The 20,548-nt window shown below is 68.9% G+C and carries 16 protein-coding genes and 3 pseudogenes; 10 read left to right on the forward strand and 9 right to left on the reverse strand.

Translation table 11 applies throughout. The annotated features are described in order from the left end of the window. The first annotated feature begins 17 nt into the window (after nt 1-17). The 5 genes and pseudogenes from ADK36_RS26720 to ADK36_RS50455 form a co-directional block, all read left to right on the forward strand. On the forward strand, nt 18-542 hold the full coding sequence (locus ADK36_RS26720) for a flavin reductase (RefSeq protein ID WP_234329883.1): 525 nt from the start codon (nt 18-20) through the stop codon (nt 540-542). Nucleotides 543-580: 38 nt separating this feature from the next. Further along, complete coding sequence (locus ADK36_RS26725) at nt 581-1,816, forward strand: amidase (RefSeq protein WP_053199350.1); 1,236 nt, start codon at nt 581-583, stop codon at nt 1,814-1,816. 109 nt (nt 1,817-1,925) lie between these two features. Next, nucleotides 1,926-2,420: a nuclear transport factor 2 family protein gene (locus tag ADK36_RS26730; protein WP_234329885.1), complete on the forward strand. Its 495-nt coding sequence runs from the start codon at nt 1,926-1,928 to the stop codon at nt 2,418-2,420. 798 nt (nt 2,421-3,218) lie between these two features. Continuing rightward, nucleotides 3,219-3,431 (forward strand): hypothetical protein, encoded by a 213-nt coding sequence (locus ADK36_RS26735; RefSeq protein WP_048584077.1) that lies wholly within the window; start codon nt 3,219-3,221, stop codon nt 3,429-3,431. A gap of 61 nt (nt 3,432-3,492) precedes the next feature. Next, nucleotides 3,493-3,690 (forward strand): annotated as a pseudogene (locus tag ADK36_RS50455) (IS256 family transposase); the annotation flags it as partial. A 383-nt stretch (nt 3,691-4,073) separates the two neighbouring features. Here the strand turns inward: ADK36_RS50455 and ADK36_RS26740 are convergent. Continuing rightward, nucleotides 4,074-5,519 (reverse strand): aldehyde dehydrogenase, encoded by a 1,446-nt coding sequence (locus tag ADK36_RS26740; protein ID WP_048584078.1) that lies wholly within the window; start codon nt 5,517-5,519, stop codon nt 4,074-4,076. A 372-nt stretch (nt 5,520-5,891) separates the two neighbouring features. Next, a complete protein-coding gene (locus ADK36_RS51575) occupies nt 5,892-6,788 on the reverse strand; it encodes an ATP-binding SpoIIE family protein phosphatase (RefSeq protein ID WP_425315476.1) in 897 nt (298 codons plus the stop codon). Between the two features lie 415 nt (nt 6,789-7,203). Between ADK36_RS51575 and ADK36_RS50460 the strand changes: the two genes are divergently transcribed. After that, complete coding sequence (locus ADK36_RS50460; protein WP_053199356.1) at nt 7,204-7,428, forward strand: hypothetical protein; 225 nt, start codon at nt 7,204-7,206, stop codon at nt 7,426-7,428. A 148-nt stretch (nt 7,429-7,576) separates the two neighbouring features. Here ADK36_RS50460 and ADK36_RS51270 read toward each other — a convergent pair. The 4 genes and pseudogenes from ADK36_RS51270 to ADK36_RS26770 form a co-directional block, all read right to left on the reverse strand. Continuing rightward, nucleotides 7,577-8,206, reverse strand: a pseudogene (locus tag ADK36_RS51270) (PAS domain-containing protein); the annotation flags it as partial. Between the two features lie 464 nt (nt 8,207-8,670). Further along, nucleotides 8,671-9,744 carry a maleylacetate reductase gene (locus ADK36_RS26760; protein WP_048584079.1) on the reverse strand — a complete coding sequence of 358 codons (1,074 nt, stop codon included), beginning with the start codon at nt 9,742-9,744 and terminating at the stop codon, nt 8,671-8,673. A 43-nt stretch (nt 9,745-9,787) separates the two neighbouring features. Further along, nucleotides 9,788-10,909, reverse strand: coding sequence for a muconate cycloisomerase family protein (locus ADK36_RS26765; protein ID WP_048584080.1), 1,122 nt, complete (start codon nt 10,907-10,909; stop codon nt 9,788-9,790). A 66-nt stretch (nt 10,910-10,975) separates the two neighbouring features. After that, entirely contained in the window at nt 10,976-11,731 is a 756-nt protein-coding gene (locus ADK36_RS26770) for a dioxygenase (protein ID WP_048584081.1), read from the reverse strand. Nucleotides 11,732-11,993: 262 nt separating this feature from the next. On the opposite strand from ADK36_RS26770, the gene ADK36_RS26775 reads away from it, so the two are divergent. Together ADK36_RS26775 and ADK36_RS26780 are read left to right on the forward strand one after the other, a co-directional pair. Further along, on the forward strand, nt 11,994-12,788 hold the full coding sequence (locus ADK36_RS26775) for an IclR family transcriptional regulator domain-containing protein (RefSeq protein ID WP_048584082.1): 795 nt from the start codon (nt 11,994-11,996) through the stop codon (nt 12,786-12,788). A 50-nt stretch (nt 12,789-12,838) separates the two neighbouring features. Further along, nucleotides 12,839-13,882, forward strand: a complete 1,044-nt coding sequence (locus ADK36_RS26780; protein WP_053199358.1) for a cyclase family protein — start codon at nt 12,839-12,841, stop codon at nt 13,880-13,882. 595 nt (nt 13,883-14,477) lie between these two features. Here ADK36_RS26780 and ADK36_RS26785 read toward each other — a convergent pair. The 3 genes and pseudogenes from ADK36_RS26785 to ADK36_RS26795 all read right to left on the reverse strand — a co-directional run. Beyond that, nucleotides 14,478-14,831, reverse strand: a pseudogene (locus ADK36_RS26785) (transposase); the annotation flags it as partial. Between the two features lie 130 nt (nt 14,832-14,961). Then, nucleotides 14,962-16,383 (reverse strand): ATP-binding protein, encoded by a 1,422-nt coding sequence (locus ADK36_RS26790; protein ID WP_048584087.1) that lies wholly within the window; start codon nt 16,381-16,383, stop codon nt 14,962-14,964. A gap of 788 nt (nt 16,384-17,171) precedes the next feature. Then, nucleotides 17,172-18,047: an undecaprenyl-diphosphate phosphatase gene (locus tag ADK36_RS26795; RefSeq protein ID WP_048584088.1), complete on the reverse strand. Its 876-nt coding sequence runs from the start codon at nt 18,045-18,047 to the stop codon at nt 17,172-17,174. 284 nt (nt 18,048-18,331) lie between these two features. On the opposite strand from ADK36_RS26795, the gene ADK36_RS26800 reads away from it, so the two are divergent. Further along, nucleotides 18,332-19,621 (forward strand): Gfo/Idh/MocA family protein, encoded by a 1,290-nt coding sequence (locus ADK36_RS26800; protein ID WP_053199362.1) that lies wholly within the window; start codon nt 18,332-18,334, stop codon nt 19,619-19,621. Then, on the forward strand, nt 19,618-20,544 hold the full coding sequence (locus ADK36_RS26805; protein WP_053199364.1) for a PmoA family protein: 927 nt from the start codon (nt 19,618-19,620) through the stop codon (nt 20,542-20,544). The genes ADK36_RS26800 and ADK36_RS26805 overlap by 4 nt, the downstream gene beginning before the upstream one ends. The last annotated feature ends 4 nt before the right edge of the window (nt 20,545-20,548 follow it).

The following is a 20,548-nucleotide window of genomic DNA, read 5'->3' on the forward strand; positions in this document are numbered from 1 at the left end:
GAGAGGAAGAGATCACCGTGAACACGAATGAAGTCCAGCAGAGTCCCTCGCAGGCCGAGTTCCGGGAGGCGATGGCTCACCTCCCGACGGCCGTCAACATCCTGACGACGGACGGCCCCAACGGTCGCTGTGGCATCACCGTCAGTGCGGTGTGCTCGGTGACCGACGATCCGCCGACCGTCCTCGTCTGTGTGAACCGCAAGAGCGCCATGCACGACGTCTTCCGTGCCAACGGGAGAGTGTGCGTCAACGTCCTCGGCGGTGATCAGCAGGAGTTGGCCATGCACTTTGCCGGAGCCACGAAGATATCCATGGCGGAGCGGTTCACCTGGGACGTCTGGGACCGCACCAAGGACGTGCCGGTGCTCAAGAACGCCCTGGTGACCGCGGTCGGCACCATCAAGCACGCCGTGCCCATGGGCTCCCACACCGTGCTCTTCGTCAACATCGACCAGATCAACACCCGGTCGGGGGGGCAAAGCCTCGTCTACTTCAACCGTAGCTTCCACCGCTTGGACTCAGCGCCGCCCGTGCCCTGTTGAGCACTCGGGCTCCAACCCTCTGACGAAAGCAGCTTAGAGTGTCCTCTCTCATATCCGCTGACCACGACCCGTCGGATGCCGTTTCCAGAGCCCTCCGAAAGGTGCAGGAGACCGAAGCGACCATCCATGCCTGGACTCTGGTGGACGCGCAGAATGCTCGCACGGCGGCCGAGCGTGTGGTCGACGGTCCGCTGCGCGGTGTGCCGTTCGGTGTCAAGGACCTTATCGACGTCGCAGGGCTGCCCACCGAATGCGGCTCGTCACTGCGCCGCGGACGGATAGCCCAGACCGATGCCTGGCTGGTGGACCGCCTGCGCCGGGCGGGCGCCGTGCCTCTGGGAAAGACGGTCACCACCGAGTTCGGCTACTTCCACCCCGGACCCACCCGCAACCCGCACAACCCGGCCCACACCCCAGGCGGCTCATCCAGCGGATCGGCTGCTGCCGTGGCGGCGGGGGTGGTGCCCTTCGCGCTGGGCTCGCAGACAGCGGGCTCCCTGACCAGACCCGCCTCCTTCTGCGGTGTCGCCGGGTACGTCCCCCCCGTCGGCGCTTGGTCCACGCGAGGCATCAGCGGACTGAGCCCGAGCCTGGACGCGCCGGGAGTGCTTGCCCCAGGAGTCGCCGATCTGGCGGTAGTGGTCAAGGCCGTCGACGGCACCACGGCCGGCGTCCCGGAATCCATCCGGGTGTTGGTGTGGCCAGGTACCGAACTGGCCGATATCGACCCGGCGATGCTCGACCTGCTCAACCGTACCGGCCAGGCACTGGCGTCAGCCGGGGCGCAGACCGACGACCTCGGAGGCCAGGGCCACACCCCCGAACTCGCCGATACCCACGCCACCGTCATGGCCTATGAGGCCGCGCGTTCCCTGGCCGCGGAAGCAAAGCATCCCCAGGCGCTGAGCGAGCCCCTGCGCGCACTCCTGGAACGCGGACGAACGACTTCGGATGCCGACTACCAGGCAGCGCTGGGCACTGCACGGACTGCTCGTGAGCGCATCCTTGATCTGCTCACCCGGGTCGACGTGATTCTCGGCCCGGCGGCCATCGGCCCCGCTCCGCGAGGGCTGGCGGGCACCGGAAACCCCGTACTCAGCCGCCCCTGGCAGTTGCTCGGCCTGCCTGTCGTCACCGTCCCGGGCCATACGAACGCTCAGGGCATGCCCCTTGGCCTCCAACTCGTCGGCCACCCGGAACACGTGGGACATCTGCTCGGTATCGCGGAACACGTGGAGAGCCTCATCCGGGGGGCGCGTCGATCCGACGACTGATCTTCGTCGCGGACAGCACCCCGTCGACCACGTCTGCTTCCCGCCCGCCCTGAGCCGACGTCGCCGGGCGTCGATGCCCTCGCCCGCACCAGCGGAAGGACACACCCACATGACAGACGAGGCCCTGATGGCCTCACTCGTCCAGCGCATCGAGGTGCTGGAGGCCGAGGCCGACATCCGTCGCATCCAGGCCCGCTACATGTTCCTGTGCGACACCCCCAACCCTGAATTCGGCGTGGGGGACGACAGCCACCGTATCGACCTGATCATGGAGCTCTACTCCGAGGACGCCGTCTGGGAGGGGGTCGGCGAGTACTACGACCACCAGTTCGGCCGTGCGGAGGGCCAGGCCGAGATCCGTCGCCACTTCGAGGGCTTCTGGGGGCGGAAGCAGGATCCCGCCCTGCTGCTCAACGCCCACTACCTCACGTCGGAGCAGATCCATGTCGACGGTGACGAGGCCTCCGGGCAGTGGATCCACATGCAGCCGTGGCGGAGCATGGAAGATCGCACGAACACGCACCGAGAACGTCTTCATCGCCCCCCCCCTGCCGGAGAACTTCGCCGAGAGCTACCCTTCGATGTCGGTACTGATCGACCGTAGCCATCCGCCTTTGCAGCGCACGGGGGCTTCCCCTGTAGCGTGAGCACTGTTTGCCATGCGGAAGCGGCCGGCGTAACCGATCGCGGTGCGAAGGCGATCGGGCTGACGCAGCCGAGCCCCGAGTGCCTGCGTCACGTGTGGAGGCGGGTGACCGCCACAGCTCGGCGAAACGCGCCTCATCCGCCCGAACAGCGCTTCTTTCTCGCAAGGTCTCTTCTTCAGGGTCACGTCGAGGCTCTCCGCGGCCGTGCTGTGCGCGTTGGTAGCCACCGCTCCATGAGAGCGGGGCACGCCGAGCCGGCAGCACACCTTCGCGAACTCCTTCGGCGCGTACCGGGTGGACTCAACTGATCGTCGCAGCACCTCGTAACTCGGAGGCGGGGCGATGCACGTCTCGTCCTGTACCCGCGCACCGACACTGGGGGGCGGCGGCAGTGGACCACCGTACGGACGGTCACCGGGCAGGCCAATCCCAACGGAGCTGCACAGACCCATATCCTCACCGGCAGCACGGCGCGATACGTCCGCGTCCGGGTGACCCGCCTGGGAACCCCTGCATCGGACGAGACAACCAACTACCGGCTGTAGCTTGCCGAGTCGCGTGGTGGCCGCCCAACGGTACGGGCCGTCCGGAGGGACGCGGCACACACGATGTCTCCGGCAAGTCCGCCGACAACGAGGCCATCGGGCACGACATCTTCCTGGCGGCCTCGACCGGCAGTGCGAGTGACGCGCTGCGTGCGCCCGGGCTGCCGAGCCCCCAGGAGCTACGCCGGACGCCTCGCAGGCGCCGCTCCCTTGACCACCTCCCCGAGGTCTCCTCCCCGCCGACCGGGGGCGGGCACCTTCTTCCTCGTTTCCCGGCATCTCTGCCAAGAGAGTGTCACCCGGTTCGTCGTCACCGGCGCGAACGCCTCCTTCACTGTCAGCGGCTCCACCCTCGTCGTGGCCAGGGCCACCAAGGTGCTGCCGCTGAACAAGGCGGGCCGCTACGACCCCGCCACCGGCTGAAGCGGCTCTACGACTCCAGCCGCTCCTTCCTCGTCGGTTGCAGTGGCATTCTGCCGCCTCGGCTGTCACCGCACGCATCCGCAAGGCCGTCCGCTCCCGCGGGCACTTCCCCACGGAACAGTTCGCCTTCAAGTACGTCTACATGGCCGTCATGAGCCTCGACCCGACCGGCGCCGGCCGCAAACGCTGGACCATGCGCTGGCAGGGCGCCATGAACGCCTTCGACCTGGCCTTCGACGGTCGCCTCACCGCAGGCCAACTCCAGCCACAGCACACACAGTTACGCCGACGTCTCGGAGGCCGGACCGCATTCTTTACCGAACCGTCCGGCTGCGGGGTCCGCCACAGCGGTACGGCATGCGATCACGAACATGCGTCCGTGATCGCATCCTGCCTCTCGTCGCCCGTCGGCGTAGCTCCGTTGGAATGGGCGTGTGCCTCGCGGCCAGTGAAGGTCATTTCCGGTTGCGGGGAGAAGATGACGGCACGGGTGGTCCGGGCTGTACGAAGGCGAGCACTGCCTCGGTCAGAGCCGGAGCGGTCAGCTCGTCCTGTCCTGGGAGGTCCCAGTGCGACCGGTCATCCGCGCCCGAGACGGTCCCGTCCGTACGGCACTTCCCACCTGCGCCGTCACCGTGCTGCTCAGAGATACACCGACTGGATCTGGAGGTACGCTTCCAAGCCCTCCGGGCCGAGCTCGCTGCCCAGGCCGCTGGCCTTGAAACCGCCGAAGGGAGCCACCGGGTCGGGCAGGTAGCGGTTCACGCCGATGGTGCCGGTCTGTACCCGGCGAGCGACGGCCGCTCCGCGCTCGGGGTCCGCGGTCCACACGGTACCTCCAAGACCGTAGTCGGAGTCGTTGGCGATCCGGATCGCCTCGTCGACGCCGTCGTACGGCAGCACGCAGAGCACCGGGCCGAAGATCTCCTCCTGGGCGATGACGGAACCGTTGTCCACGTCCGCGAAGACCGTCGGCTCGACGAACCAGCCCTGGTCCAGACCCGCCGGACGGCCGCCGCCGGTGGTGAGACGAGCACCCTCACTGCGTCCCTTCGCGATGTAGCTCTCCACCCGGTCCCGCTGCTGCGGGGTGGCCATCGGACCGATGAGGGTGCTCTCGTCGAGCGCGTTGCCGACGGGGAGGCCGCGGGCGAGGTCGGTGAAAAGGTCCACGATCTCGGTGTACCGGCTTCGCGGTGCCAGGATGCGGCTGCTGAGGAAGCAGGTCTGACCGTTGTTCAGAAACGTCGAGATCGTCAGCTCCTGTCCGAGCTTCGTCGGGTCCAGGTCGGCGTCCTCCAGGATGATCGCGGCCGACTTTCCGCCCAGCTCCAGCGTCACCGGCCGTAGCAGGCGCCCACAGACCTCGGCGATGGCACGCCCCGCCGCCGTGGATCCTGTGAAGGCGACCTTGTCGACCTGAGGGTGCGACACCAGGTACGCACCCGCCTCCCGGCCGCCCGGAACAATGTTGATCACACCCGCCGGAACTCCTGCCGCCTCCGCCGCCTCGGCAACCAGGAAGGCGTCCAGGACCGTCTCCGGGGACGGCTTGAACACCACCGTGCAGCCGGCTGCCATCGCGGGCGCGATCTTGAAGGTGGACAGCACCTGCGGGAAGTTCCACGGCACAATGGCCGCGACCACTCCGACAGGCACCTTGCGGACCTCGGCAGAGCCCCCGAGGAGTCCGCTTCGGACCCCGGAGAAGGACGTCTCACGGGCCAGGCCGGCGTAGTAGCGCATCACCGCGGCCGGGAAGCCGCCCTCCAGCTGCCGCGCGGTCGAGATCGGCATTCCGTTCTGGCTGCTGACCGCCTGCGCGATGTTCTCGGCACGGGCTTCGAGTTCAGTGGCGAACGCCTCCATCACGTCGGCCCGGCGTGCCGGCTCCCACGTGGCCCAGCCACCCGGATCGTCAAAGGCCCGTCGCGCCGCAGCGACCGCCGCGTCGACGTCCTGTTCGACGGCCTCGGGCACGCTGCCGAGCGAAACCCCGGTGCTCGGGTTGACCGGAGTGATGACACGGTCAGTGCTGGGGCGAACCCACTCGCCGCCGATGAACAGCTTTTCATAGCCGCGATCCATCAGTGCTCTCCTCGTGATCCGGACCCGCGCTGTCCTCGGGGATACGGGTCTCGGCACGACCCTCACCCGAGTGGGACGTCGCAGGTCGCCCCTGGGTGCACGGAGATCCGCCAGAGAATGCACACAGGGTGCCGCCGTGAGCGGCGGTCCCGCATGACGGGTAGGCCGTGCCGGTCGGCATCCCAGCCGGTCAGGTACAGGGTTCCAAGCGAAGAGGGGAGCGGTCTCCCGTTCTGTGAAGGGGCACCGGGCGATCGCCGGCCACGGAGGCAGACTTCGGTCTGGCCCTGGTTTCTCTCCTGGTGGTCGGGCTCATCGGAAGGCGGCGGCCGAGTTCCGCACCCACGCGTTCCGCGCCCACAGGTGCGGGCACTACCGGAATGCCTGCCCCTGTGACAGCTTCACTTCGGCCCAGATGGTCTTGCCGTTGCGCGGGTAGCGACTGCCCCATCGATGGGCGAGCTGAGCCAGGATGAGAAGGCCGCGACCGCCCTCGTCTCGCAGATGAGCGCCCAGGAGGGTGTCCGTAGCGGATGGCGTTGGTGACCAGCTCGCCGACGATGAGCTCCGCGGTGAAGGCGACTTCCTCAAGGTGCCGGTCGGCCAGGCGCGCGAAGGGCAGCTCACGCGCATGAGTGACAACCGTGGGGTCGGGGGCCGGCTCCCAGGAATCGACCTGGTCGGTGCCCAACGCCTGCGTCCGGGCCGGTAGCAGGGCGGCACCGTCGGATCGACGTTCAGGGAGCAGGGCATGCAGGGCCCTGTCGCACGTCTCGTCCAGGGGGGGCGAGCCGGGGCGGCGAGCACGTCACCGAGCGCGGGGTGTGCCGCGTCCATGTCGGGGTCCGGGCGTTCGATCAGACCGTCGGTGTAGAGAGCGAGGACACTGCCCCTCGGGAGTTCGAAATCCGCGACTTCGGAGGGCAGACCACCCAGGCCGAGCGGTGGGCCGGCCGGAGGGTCCAGGAAATCCACGGTGCTGTCCGGAGTGATGAGCGCCGGCGCGGGCCGGCTCGGGCCATGGAACAGCGCCGGGAGATCGGGTCGTACACCGCGTACAGACATGTGGCCCCACCTCACCCGTAGTGCTTTCGGCCGTGAGTTCGCCTCCGACACCTCCTTGTCGTCCATGCGCAGCACGAGGTCGTCCAGTTGGGTGAGCAGCTCGTCGGGGGCCAGATCCACGTCGGCCAGGGTGCGGACCGCCGTACACAGACGACCCATCCTGGCGGAGGCCTGAATGCAGTGGCCGACCACATCTCCCACCACGAGCGCGACTCTTGCCCCGGAGAGTGGGATGACGTCGAACCAGTCACCGCCGATACCGATGCCCGGATCGGCGGCAGATAGTGGGACGCGACCTCCACGGCCGCCTGGTGCGGCCCGTGGTGCGGCGGCAGGAGACTTGCTTGCAGAGTGAGCGCGATTTCCCGTTCGCGGGTGTACCGGCGGGCGTTGTCGACGTACACCGCCGCCAGGCCCGCGAGCTCTTCGGCCAGCCGGAGGTCCTCGTCCTCGTAGGGCTTGGGTGTGCGGTGACGGCTGAAGAAGGCAAGCCCCAAGATCGTGCCCCCCCCGCGCGCAGCGGTACGACGATCACCGAGTGGATCCCGTGGGGTCGGATGCTCCGTGCGCGCTCGGGATGGCCAGCGCGTGACCGGTCGATTGAGCTTTCCCGGTAGGTGTGCACTGCCCCGAGGGGAATCACCGCTTCGGGGCAGCCCGGCAGTACGGAGCGCTGAGCTGCCGGCCGCAGGATCAGGTCGTCGTCGCCTGCGGGGTGGGCATCCTCGCCACCGAGGACGCTGTCGAGAAGGTCCACGATGACGAAGTCGGCAAAATGCTCCGTGCCGAGTTCCGCCAGTTCCTCCGCGGTGCGGGTCAGACCGAGCGTGCTGCCGATGCGTGAGCCGGCCGCGACCAGCAGGCTCAGCCGCTGACGGGCGCGCAACTGCTCGGTCGCGTCCATCGCGGCGACCGACAGGGCGCAGGTACGTCCCGTGTGGTCCTTGACCGGGTACAGCGACGCCAGTCATGGGCGCGGGTCTCACCGGGGGTACGGCGTACGACTCCTGAAATCCCACTTCTCCGGTCCGCCAGACCTGCTCGGCGATCTCACCCAGGTTCTCCAGGCCTGCGATGGGCCGGCCTGCGTCGGAATGGCTGAGGGGCACTCCGATCAGTTGCGCTTCCGGCTTTCCCATGATGCGTGTCATCGCCGTGTTCGCCGCGAGGCAGAGTCCTTGTCGGTCGAAGAGCGCCATGGGAAGCGGGAGCTGCTCCAGTGCCCACTGCTTGAGGACGGACGTCGCGGGTACGCCGTCCGCACTTGTGAGCGAATCCGCAGGCGCGCCGGGCAGAGGGACGGTGGCGAACCACCGTACTTCTCCCGACGCTCCCAGCAGCGGCTGCGCCTGGAGGTGTATCCGCAGAGGGTGGCCCTCGGGGTGCAGCACGGTCAGCGGGGAAGCCCATGCCTCCCGTTCCGCCCAGCAGCGCCGGACGGAAGCAGGAAGCAGCTCGGCGAGCAGTCGTGCCGCCGCCGTCCCCATCACCTCGACCGGCTCGTATCCGAGCAGCTCACGTGCATCCCTGCTCCAGGCGGTCACCACTCCCCGGGCATCCACTGCGAACGACGCGGTCAGCCCCGCGAGCAGTTTCAGGTGGTGAGTGACACGCTCGTTCATGAGGCACCTCTAGCGGGGCCGCACTGCCGCCCGTGACGCGGTCGCATCACCGCGGCCCTCATCCAGAGTGCTCTCCTCACCGTGTTTCTCCAGCCATGGTGGGCGCAGTCGTGGCAGGAATCGGCCGGGCGGCTCGGACGAGGCGGTGACCTCGCCGGGCCGGATGGGGCGAGGACTCCTTGATCATCGAGGCGAGGTGTACGGGCAGCAGGCCGCTGGCCCTTCTGCCGGCGGGCAGAACCCGCACCAGTCAGACCAAGAGCCGGGTGCCTGTCAGCACCCGGCTCGTCAACTGGGCGTCCCCGGAGATCCGCAACCTCCCAGGAGGCACCGTCACATGATCGGTGTGCGCCGCGCGCCATGCGACTGTCGGGCACGGGCCTGTGCGGCCGAGGCCCACAGCACGTGTGCACACGGAAGGCCACGCTCGGGGCGACGGGGAGAAGCGTTTGTAGGCGGCGCCGCTACCCCTGACCAGGCCGTCGGCCATGGTAGGCGCCGTCCAGGATGAGCCGGAGCGCGGTCTCGTCGACAGCGCGGGGGTTTTCGTCGTAGCGCTTGGCCATTAGCAGGTCCACGGCATGCTCCACCTCGGGCGCCTGCATTCCCAGCGCAGCCAGGCTGGTGGACGCGCCGATCCGGTCGATGAGGCCGGCGATTCCCTCGGCTGCGGTCCGGGCGCCGAGTGCGGCCGCGATTCGGGCCGAGGCCTCGACGGCCGCAGGCTCGTTGAAGGCCACGACATGCGGCAGCACGGCTGTGTGCACCTCGGCATGCGGAAGGTCGAAAGCCCCACCGAGTACATGGCAGATCTTGTGGTGGAGACCGGAGCCGGTGGCCGCGAACGCCATACCGGCCAGGTGGGCACCGTAGAGAGCGTCCGAACGCGCTGCGACGTCCGCGCCGTCGCGGACGACGGCGGGCAGCGCGCGGCCCAGTGCCAGCACGCCCTCCTCGGCGGTGAGGCGGGGGATGGGACCGATGTGGGGGAACCACAGGGCTTCGACACAGTGAGCGAGCGCGTTGACGCCGCTGGTTGCGGTGAGGGAGGGCGGGAGCGAGAGGGTGAGTTCGGGATCGTAGACAACCACGCGGGGCAGGACGGCCGGGTTCCGGCCGGTGGTCTTCTTCTCTCCGTCGGTGAGTCCCCACACCGGAGTCATCTCGGAGCCGGCGTAGGTGGTGGGTACGACGACGATGGGCAGGGGGAGGTCCAGTGCGATCGCCTTGGCGGTTCCCGTCGTCGAGCCGCCGCCTATGGCGAGGACGCAGTCCGCACGGATGTCCTTGGCCGCCGCGACCGCCGCCGCCGCGACGTCGACGGGAACATGGGGTCGGACGCCGGTGAAGAATCCGGCGACTCGTTCTCCGAGCGGGGCGGCGAGCTCTTCGACCATGGGACGTTCGTGCTCCGTGGCCAGGAGCAGGATGTTCCGGGCTCCCAGGCGGTCCATCTGGTCGGGCAGCGCGTGCCGTGCGGCGCCGGCGCCGAACACGACACGACCGGGCAGGGCATCGTAGGAGAAGGATACGGACATGTGGGGTTCTCTCGGCTTGTCTGGCGCGGACAGGTAGGGGAGGTCAGTTCCGGGTGTATTTGGCCATCTTCGCCTCGTCTAGGGAGACGCCGAGTCCCGGTGCCCGCGGTGGCCTGAGCTCGCCGTTGGTGTAGGTGATGGGGTTCTCCACGAGGTCATCGGCGAGCAGCAGGGGTCCGAAAAGCTCTGACCCGGCGCTGATGCCGGGTGCGGCGCAGAACAGATGCACGCTGGCGGCGGTGCCGATGGAACTTTCGATGGTGGTGCCGCCGTGACAGGGGATACCGGCGGCTTCGGCGATGGTGGTGATCCGCTGGACCGCGGACAGGCCGCCGGACTTGGCCACCTTGACGGCGAAGACATCGGCGGCACCTTCTTGGGCCAGCCTGGCGGCGTCCTGGGGGGTCAGGAGGCTTTCGTCCGCCATGAGGGGGATGGTCAGCTTCTGGGCGAGCCGGGCCATGGCGGCGGTGTTCCAGGCCGGTACGGGTTGTTCGATCATCTCGATCCCGGCGTCCTGCAGCTCCGGCAGCCAGCGCGTCGCGGCCAGTTCGTCCCACGTCCCGTTGAGGTCGACGCGCAGGCTGGTCCGGTTGGCCAGGGTCTTGGCCACGGTGGTGATGCGCCGTACGTCATCGGCCGGGTCCGCGCCCCCCATCTTGAGCTTGAAACTCTGGTGGGCGCCGGTGTCCAGTCTGTGTTCGATCTCTTCGATCACCACGTCGGCGGGCTCTGCGCCGAGGGCCCAGGTGACGGGTATGGCGTCGCGGCTGAGCCCGCCGAGGAGTTCGTACAGCGGTACGCCGAGTGCCTTGCCCCGCGCGTCCCACAGAGCCATCTCGACCGCGGCCTTGGCGAAGCGGGCACCGGCGAAGGTCCGGTCGAGGAGACGGGCGAGTTGTTCGACGCGGCTCGCGTCACGGCCGGTCAGCAGCGGGGCCAGGTAGCCGTCGATGAGGTTCTTGACACCCTCGATGGACTCCCCGCCCCACCAGGGGCCGCCGGGGACGACGGCCTCACCGATTCCCTCGATCCCGTCGGCCGTACGGATCCGGACGATCACGAAGCTCTGGTGGGTGATGCTGGTGACCGCGACCTTGTGGGGTCGGATCAACGGCACGTCGAGCAGGGTCGTCCGGACGGACTCGATCAGCAGAGAACTCATGGGTTCCCTTCCTTCGTAGGGAGTCCCCTGCGCGGTGCGCGGGGCGTGGGCGTGGTGCACCCCCGGTTACCGGCGCGGCTCCAGCACGAAGTCGTAACGCGCCTCGTAGCCGCTGTCGGTCCGCTCCAACTCGACGATCAGGCCGTCGCGGACGGCGCTGGCGACATCGCTGCCGAGGTAGTCCCCGTCCTTGAAGTAGAGCTGGGAGGTGAGTTCGCGGAACCCGTCGGCGCGCACCTTCAGGTGCAGGTGGGCGGGGCGGAAGAAGTGCCGGCCCAGCCCGTTCAGGACCCGGCCGGTCGGTCCCCCCTTGGGGATCTCATAGGGCGGCGGCACGATCGTGGTGACCTCGAACGAACCGTCCTCGGCGGTGGTGAAGCGTCCCCGGAGGTTCCAGTCGGGGATGTCGGGGTGGATGTTGGAGTACAGGCCGTCGGCGTCCGCTTGCCACATGTCGAGCTCGGCGCCGGCCAGCACGGTGTTGTCGGGGGTGCGGACGATGCCTCGGAAGACCAGGGTGTCGCCCTTCTCGGCGGGTCGCTGCGGCAAGACGTGCGGGGCCTGGAGCAGCGGTGCTCCCTCCAGGTAGAACGGCCCCTCGATGGCGGCCATGCTGCCTTCCAGGTCGGCGTTGTCCACGTCGGTGGCCCCGGCCTCGAAGAACACGTCGAAGAGCAGCGACTCCTCCCCGGCCTTGATGCTGTCGATGATCAGGTCGGTCGCCTGCCGGTACTCGCTATGGGTGACACCGTGCTTGCGGATGAAGTCGAGGAGCGTTCGTTCGAGATCCTCGACCACCTCGACGAATCGGGAGTTGCTCATGGTGGGCCCTTCTGCGTGGGAGGGGAAAGAAGTGCGCGGGGGCTGGTGCGCTGCTGGAGCCTGTCGATCCTGGGGACGCCGTCGGGACGATCCGCTCGAGGCGGGTGCGCAACTCGCGTGCGCGGGTGGCCACTGTCGTCGGTTTCCTTCGTCGCATTGCAGAACACACCTTCCGTGTGTACGCTAGGCGGACAGATAATCCGCTGTGCGTACGTACAAGCTCAGTGGAAGGCCTGTCACCATCGACTGTCAAGGGGGTCCGATGCGGAAGCCGGATGAGGAGAGGGATCTGATCCGGGCGTTGTCCCGGGGCCTTGACATGATCCTGGCCTTCTCTCACCATCGAGTGCGCATGACGCTCACCGAGGCGGCGGAAGCCACCGGGTTGAGCCGACCCACCGCCCGGCGGATCCTGCTGACCCTGCAGGACCAGGGCTATGTGCGCACCGACGGCAAGACCTTCGCGCTCACCCCGCGCGTACTGGCGCTCGGATACGCCTACCTCAGCTCGCTGAACCTCACCGAGATCACCCAGCCCTTCATGGAACGCGTTGTGCAGGCCACGGGGGAGGGCTGCTCTCTGGCGACCCTCGACGACACCGACGTGGTGTACGTGACCCGGGTTCCCACCCACCGGGTCACCAGCATCACTTTGGCGACCGGTACCAGGCTGCCCGCCCACGCCACGTCCCTCGGACACGTCCTGCTGGCCGACCTCACCACCGCCGAACTCGACCGTTACCTGTCCCGCGCAGACCTGCGCCCACTCACCGCACGCACCATCCGAACCCCCGCCGAACTCATCGAACGCCTGAACCTGGTCCGCGAACAGGGCTGGGCCATGGTCGACCAGGAACTTGAGGAAGGCCTGCGCTCGATCGCCGCACCGGTGCGTGACGCCAACGGGCGGGTGATCGCGGCCATGGGCCTGTCGTCCCTCATCGCCACCACCGACGCGGACGCCGTGCGGGAGCAACTGCTGCCACCACTGCTGACCGCCACGAACGGCGTCAGCACCGAACTCGGCGCCGGACTCAACCGGATGGGGGAGCGCTGAGCCGACTGTGAGGCGAGCCATGGGACAGGCGCCGACAGAAGGAATCATCCATGCCCGACACCGACGATCACCATCCGGCCGTGAACAACAGCGCCTTCCGCGGCTTTCCCAGCTATGCCGAACTGCGTAGCCGTACTGACGCCCCCGCCGGCTCGGCCTGGGGCGTGTTCGGCTCCGACGACGAACTCGGCACACTCAACCACCTCACCCCCGAGCGCGTCCGGGCCGCGGCCGGCCTGGTGCGGACCGGTGAAGTCATCACGCTGGACCACCCTCTTGACGCCTTCACGCCGCCGCTGGTCCCCACCCGCAAGCCGGTGCGGCACACCCTGTTCGCCAACAACCCGTGTCACCGCGACGAGTACCTCGACAGCTTCTACACCCAGTCCAGCAGCCAGCTCGACGGCTTTCGGCACATCGGCCACCCCGAGGCCGGCTTCTACAACGGGGCCGACCCCGCCCGCTTCGTCGAGGGAGAACCGTTCCTGGGGATCAACCGCTTCACCGAGCACGGCATCGTGGGGCGTGGCGTGCTGATCGACGTCGACCGCTACCTCAAAGACCGCGGCAGTCCCATCGACCACGCTGCCGGCGAGGCCATTCCCATCACCGCGGTCGCGGAAGCGACAAGGGCGCAGGGCACCGAGCTGCGCGTCGGTGACATCCTCATGATCCGCACCGGTTGGGCTCACTACCACCTGCACCAGCGCAGCCTTGAAGAGCGGCGGAGCGCCGGTCCGATCAGGGCGTCCGGGCTGGAGGCCGGCCATGACACGGTGGAATGGCTGTGGGACAACCGGTTCTCGGTCGTAGCCACCGACAACTTCGCCGTCGAGGCCTGGCCGGCCCCACCGACGTCCCCTTTCGTCACCGACTCCGAACGTCGCGGCGACATCGCCCGAGACGGGCACACCGGCCTGATGCACCGCGTGCTCATCCCCCTCCTGGGCATGGTCCTCGGCGAGCTCTGGGACCTGGACGCCCTCGCCACCCGCTGCGCCGCAGACGGCCGCTGGGACTGCATGGTGGTCTGCGCACCGCTGCACCTCACGGGTGGTGCGGGATCACCCAGCAACACGGTGGCCATTAGATAGGAGACCTTCTGCGACACCGCCCGCGGACCACAGCCGAGGAACGCGTCCGCGCCGCGGAGGCCACTGGCCTGAGTGCCCCTCCGCTGCCTGACGGCGTCCAGAACCGGATCTGGCTGGATAAGTCCGAGCGCAGCACCGTCGAGGCACGCGCCTGCCTCGACGACCTGCGGCGCGCCGCAGATCAGGACACGAACCTGATGGATCCGCTCGTCGCCTGCGCCAACGCGTAATGCACGGTCGGTGAGATGGCCGACGCATCCCGGCCTCGGACGTGGCGCGGCTGCGGGAGGCCGGGGCTGCCGGGGTGTTTCCCACAGGCACCCCGCTCGACGTGATCGTCGCGGACATCCGCACCCTGACAGTCCCGGAGGGCTGACATGCGAGTCGGAGTGATGAGCGGCCCCGAACGGGGCGACGCCGCGCACAAAGCCGCCCGCATGGTTCGACGACGCCCGGTGGGCCGAGGAGCCCCGCAACGCCCACTTGGAGTTCCGTAGAGCACCCCTCCGCCCTCGGGGCAGAAGCCGGTGAGCTGACCCCGGTTTCGTGGAGTCCCCGGACTGTCCCGAGTTGGGTGGAGTCGAGTTGCTTGGTTTCAGGCTACTGGTGGGGTGCGGAGTTCGTACTCCACCGGGCTGAGCATGCCCAGTGCGGAGTGCCTGCGCTGACGGTTGTGGAAGATCTCCAGGTACTCGAACAGGGCGGTGGACAGCTCCAGGCGGGTCCGCCACCGGTGGCGGTCGAGCAGTTCGACCTGGACCCGGGCCCAGAAGGACTCCATCATCGCGTTGTCCACGCAGTCCCCGATCGAGCCCATCGAAGGCAGCAGGCCAGAGGCCCTCGCGCGCTGGGTGAACGCCCAAGACCCGAACTGCACTCCGTGATCGGAGTGGATGATGGTGCCGCCCGGTCGCGGGGAGCGGTTGCCGATGGTCATGGCCAGGGCGTCTCATGATCCTTTTGGTGTGGGTGGTGACGTCTTCGGTGCGGCCGTTGTGGTAGGGCAAGGTGAGGCCGGCGTTCACGGCGGGCTCGACGACGTATCGCGGTGCGCGAGCTGAACGGTCTTGAGTCCCCGCTCAGTTCCAAGCGGTGAGTAGGTCTTCCGGGGTGAGGGTGGTGATTCCTTCCGCGGTGCAGCCGCTGCGGGCGACCGCGAGCAGGGGGGTGTCGTCGTCGGCCCCGGGAAGCTGGGAGCGATGGGTGATCAGGCGGGCCAGGTCGCGCTGGTCGAAGGGCTTGTTCTCAAGCCATTTGATGGATCCGGTGAAGGTGATCTTCTTTGCGATGGGGGAGCGGTCGGCGCCGATGAGGTCGATCTCCGGGTCGTTGGTGCGGGTCCAGTAGCCTCCGACGGCGCCGGTGCCCTCGGGGAGCCAGTCGTCGGTCAGGCGCCAGAGGGCTTCGCGGATGACGGGTTCGATGGCGCGCCCGCGCCAGGATGTCCAGCTGGTTCGGATGGAGTCGAGAACCCGGTCGCCGCGGCCGCGTTCGACGGCGGGGATGCCGGGGCCGATGAAGGAGAGCCAGAACCGCAGGTAGGGGTCGTCGATGCGGTAGCGCGTCTCGCGGCTCGGCTTGGTGGACAGGGGGAGTTCGGCGGCGACCATGCGGCGGCCGGTGAGGAGTTCCAGGGAGCGTTTGACGGAGCCTGGGTGGAGGCCGCCGGCGGCTCGGCCGATGAGTGTGAAGGTGCGTTCGCCGTGGCCGATGGCGCTGAGGACGGTGCGGGCTTGCGCTTCGGTGGGGAATTCGGCGGCCAGGGTGCGTTCGCCGCTGACGAGGAGTGCGGAGGTGGGCCGGGTGAGAGCCTGTTCGAGGTAGTCCCACAGGCCGGCGCCGTGGGGCCATTCCTCCAGGATCAGGGGAAGGCCGCCCGTGATGAGGTGAGCGTCGAAGGCGTCGGCCGAGGCCAGGTCGAGCATGGAGGCGACGTCGTGGGGGGTGAGAGCGGGGACGACCATCTCGGTGCCACGCTGATAGAAGGGGCGTCCGTAGGTGTTGAGCTGTTCCATCATGGCGATGTCCGAACCGATGAGGATCAGCAGGACCGGGAGTTTGGACAGGGTCCGGTCGAAGGACTTCTGCAAGGCTCCCTCGAAGCTGGCGTCCTCACGCACGAGATAGGGCATCTCATCGAGTACGACAATGCTGGGTGCGTCGGAGGGGAGAGCGGTGGCGAGCAGGCTTAGGGCCGCATCCCAGCTCTGTGGTGTGGCGAAGTCCGAGAAGCGGCTGGCGTCAGGCAGGGTGGACGCGGCCAATTCGGCTGTGAAGCCCGCCAGGTCCTCGTCTCGGGAGCCGCCGATGGCGGTGAAGAAGACGTGCGGAAGCCCTGCTCGTTCCAGGAACTCTTCTACGAGCCGCGACTTGCCTACCCTTCGGCGCCCGCGGATCAGGACGGCGCGGCCCGGTCGTCCGACTCTGCTGCCCGCCTGCACCGTGCGCAGCAGGTCTCGCAAGAGGCCGAGTTCGGTCCGGCGCCCGATGAAGCCGTTCACGATGCACTCTCCTCGACATGACTATCCTCAATGATAGTCTCATCGGTGAGAGTAACTCGCTATCCGGTGCCTCTGCCGGTGCGAAGCCCACGCACTACGGCGGGCCGGCTCGGAGTGGGAAGGCTCGCCTGACAGTGAGGATGACCATGGCATCGCCCGGAGGTCTGACTCTTCAGGAGCGTCGCGGCTTCGCGTCCATGCAAGCCATCGGTGCGGCAGGCTGAGGAATGCTGCGGGACTGCTCTCCGAGCTGCGTCGCTTCCCGCAGCCCCGGCGGTGGGCCGACTGCGCTCTCCCTCCCGAATGCGGTCGGCCCTCGTTCCGGATCAGGTGTCGGCCGGCTGGGCGGCCAGCCCGTGTCCTCAAGATCGGGGAGGAGTATAGAGAGGCGGCGGAGGTCATCACTGGCGCCCTCGGCGCCAACCCGCTCAAGGGCAACAGCCACCTGGCAGGACGTCGAGAAGGAGTTCGGCGACGTCATCGTGGCCGCCGCGCTGGCGCTGCCCAGGGGCAGCCCGGACCCACAGAAGGCCTTCCCCGACCGCGTCCGGGCCCTCCTGGACCGCCTTGACCTGAGCGGACCCGCTCCACCCTCTGCACGGAAGGGCCCGCACGGCAGTGCGGGCCCTTCCGTGTCATCCCCTACTTTGCGGACGCACACGTCCTAGTGGGGCGTATCCCGCCTCCCCGGTGGGAGATGAGTGGGAGACAAGTGGGAGATGATCATGGCGGAGTGGTGCAGTCAGGCGCTAGAAAATGCTAGATAGCGCTACCTGTGCGGCCCTGGTTCAGCCGCCGGATTCGGCCGCGTGAGGAGACAGCACACCCGCGCTGACCAGGACGATGATGACTATGCCGAGCGCGACGCGGTAATAGACGAACGGCATGAAGCTCTTGGTCGAGATGAACTTCATGAACCATGCGATGACGGCGTAACCGGTCACGAAGGCGATCACCGTCGCGAAGATCGTCGGGCCCCAGGTGACGTGATCGCTCTCCATCGCGTCCTTGAGCTCGAAGAGGCCGGAGGCGAGGACGGCCGGGATCGCGAGGAGGAAGGAGTAGCGGGCCGCGGCCTCGCGCTGGTAGCCCATGAAGAGGCCGCCGCTGATGGTCGCGCCGGAGCGGGAGACACCGGGGATGAGCGCCGCGGACTGGCACAGGCCGAAGATCAGGCCGTCCTTCACGTTCAGGTCCTCGAGCGACTTGCGCTGCTTGGCGGCGCGGTGCCGGCCCCCCGACTCGTCGCGTGCCGCCAGCCGGTCGGCGACGCCGATGATGACGCCGACGACGATCAGCATGGTCGCCGTGATGCGCAGGTCACGGAACGGGCCCTCGATCTGGTCCTTCAGCGTCAGGCCGAGCACACCGATAGGGATCGAGCCGACGATCACCAGCCAGCCCATCTGGGCGTCATGGTCCCGCCGCATCTCCTTGTTGACCAGCGACCGCGTCCACGCCGAGATGATCCGCCCGATGTCCTTGCGGAAGTAGATCAGTACCGCGGCCTCCGTGCCGATCTGGGTGATCGCGGTGAAGGCCGCGCCCGGGTCCTCCCAGCCCGAGAACGCCGCGGTCAGCCGCAGATGCGCGCTGGAGGACACGGGGAGGAACTCGGTCAGGCCCTGGACGAGTCCGAGGATGAGCGATTCAAACCAAGACATGAAGTTACGGAGTCCAAGTGCTGATCGTGGCAAGGGATGACGGAGGACACCGCGTCGGCGGCACAGTGATCGCGCGTGTCGAGGGGCAGCGTAGCGCCCCGCGATGACGGCCCCGGCACAGGGGGCTCGGCCGGCGCCGGCCCCACCCCTGCCATACCGGTGTTGACCTGCTGCGGGGCCGCCGCTTACGTTGCAGCGAGCGGAAAGCGCTTGCTGCCCATCCGTCGCCCGTCCCTGGACGCCCTTCGGCGTCGCCCGTTGTCCCGGAGGAGTCCGATCCGCACATGGCTACAGCCGAGACCGCTCCCGGGACGAACCAGCGCCACGCCCCTTCCCGCCCGGCCCCGCTGACCGGCCGCCGCATCAGGGTCGCCGTGATCGGCACCGGCGCCATCGCCCGCGACTCCCACCTGCCCGCGCTCGCCGGGCTTGCCGGGGAGGGCGAGACGGAGATCGTCGCGGCCGTGGACATCGCCGCGGAGTCGGCCGAGGACTTCTGCACGACCGCGGCTGCGACGGTGGCCGCAGCAGCGACCGCGACTGGGACTGGGGCTGGGGCGGTGGCCGCGACCGGGACCGTGTCTGCGGCTGAGGTGCCCCGTCCGTACACCGATCTCGACGTGATGCTCCAGGAGCAGCGCCCCGATCTGGTCGTCATCTGCACACCGCCCACCCTGCACCGCGACCAGACCGTCGCCGCGCTGCGTGCCGGTGCCTGGGTGTGGTGCGAGAAGCCGCCGGTGCCGAGCCTCGCGGACTTCGACGCCGTGGAGGCGGAGGAGGGCGAGGACGGCGGCCCCTACGCCTCGATCGTGTTCCAGCACCGCTTCGGCTCGGGGACCCGGCACGTACGACGGCTGCTCACCGAGCAGGCCATGGGGCGCCCGCTCGTGGCGCACTGCCAGACCACCTGGTACCGGGACACCGCCTACTACGCCGTACCCTGGCGCGGCCGCTGGCAGACCGAGGGCGGCGGCCCCGCGATGGGGCACGGGATCCACCAGATGGATCTGCTGCTCGACCTGCTCGGACCGTGGAGCGAGGTGCGCGCCATGGCCGGCCGGCTGGTGCACGACGTCGAGACGGAGGACGTGTCGACGGCACTGGTCCGCTTCGCGAACGGTGCGATGGCGACCGTCGTGAACAGCGTGCTGAGCCCCGACGAGGTCAGCCGCATCCGCGTCGACTGCGAGCGCGCCACCGTCGAACTCACCCACCTGTACGGGCACCGCAACGACAACTGGCGCATCACGCCCGCCCGGGGCGTGCCGGACGCCGAGGCCGCGGCCTGGCAGGACTTCGGCGCGGACCGGCCCAGTTCGCATCTGGAGCAGTTGCGGGAGCTGGTCGCGAGCATGCGCGCGGGGGAGCGGCCGCGCAGCAGCGGCGCGGACGGGCGCACGAGCCTGGAGCTGATCGCCGCGCTGTACAAGTCGGCGTTCACGGACGCGACGGTGCGGGCGGGGGAGATCGGCCCCGGAGACCCCTTCTACTCGGCGATGCACGGGGGTGCGCCCGGCTGGGCGCCCGTCATGGGTGAGCCGTCCGTGCCGGGCGAGGAAGCCGCCGCGTGACCGGGCTCCGTATCGTCCACGCGCACGGCGACCGCGCCACGGTGACCGAGTCGGCCACCGGCGTCGAACTGCTCTCCTACGTCTACCGGCCGGAGGCGGCCTGGGAGGCCCCGAAGCCGTACGTCCACCCGCTGCGGACCCTCGCGGGTGGCGTCGTCACCGACTACCGGCCCAACGACCACCGCTGGCACAAGGGCCTGTCGCTGACGGCCTCGCACCTGTCCGGGGCCAATCTGTGGGGAGGCAACTCCTATGTCCACGGGCAGGGGTATCTCGAACTCCCCGAGCGTGTCGGGTCGATGCGGCACGTCGGCTTCGACGAGGTCTCCTCGGACGGCGACCGTGTCGTCATCGCCGAGCGGCTGACCTGGCATCCCCACGGCGGTGAGCTGTGGGCCGACGAGCAGCGCCGGGTCGAGGTGCACGACATCGAGCCGGAGTCCGGCTCATGGGCCCTGACCTGGACGAGCGCCGTGACGAACCGGCGCGAGGTGCCGCTGCGGTTCGGCAGCCCCACCACCGCCGGGCGCGGCATGGCCGGATACACGGGCCTGTTCTGGCGCGGCCCGCGCGCCTTCCAGGGCGGCCGGATCATCGCCCCGGACGCCGAGGGCCCCGGCCTGATGGGCGAACAGGCGCCCTGGCTGGCCTACTCCGGCGAGCACGACGGCACCGACGGCCACGCGACCCTCGTCTTCGCGCACGCCCCCGAGAACGACCACGCCGGCGACCGGGGCGCCCACCCCGCCCACTGGTTCGTACGCAACGAACCCTTCGCGGGCGTGGCCCCGTCCTGGGCGTTCCATGCCGAGCTGGAACTGGCGCCCGGCGACACCCTCACCCGCAGCTACCGGGTCGTCGTGGCCGACGGGGCGTGGGAGCGGGATGAGATCGTCAAGTACCTGGAGTCGCATCCCTGGTGATAAG

Origin of the sequence: Streptomyces viridochromogenes (assembly GCF_001270495.1) — a bacterium.
In the GTDB taxonomy this organism is placed as follows: Bacteria; Actinomycetota; Actinomycetes; order Streptomycetales; family Streptomycetaceae; genus Streptomyces; species Streptomyces viridochromogenes_A.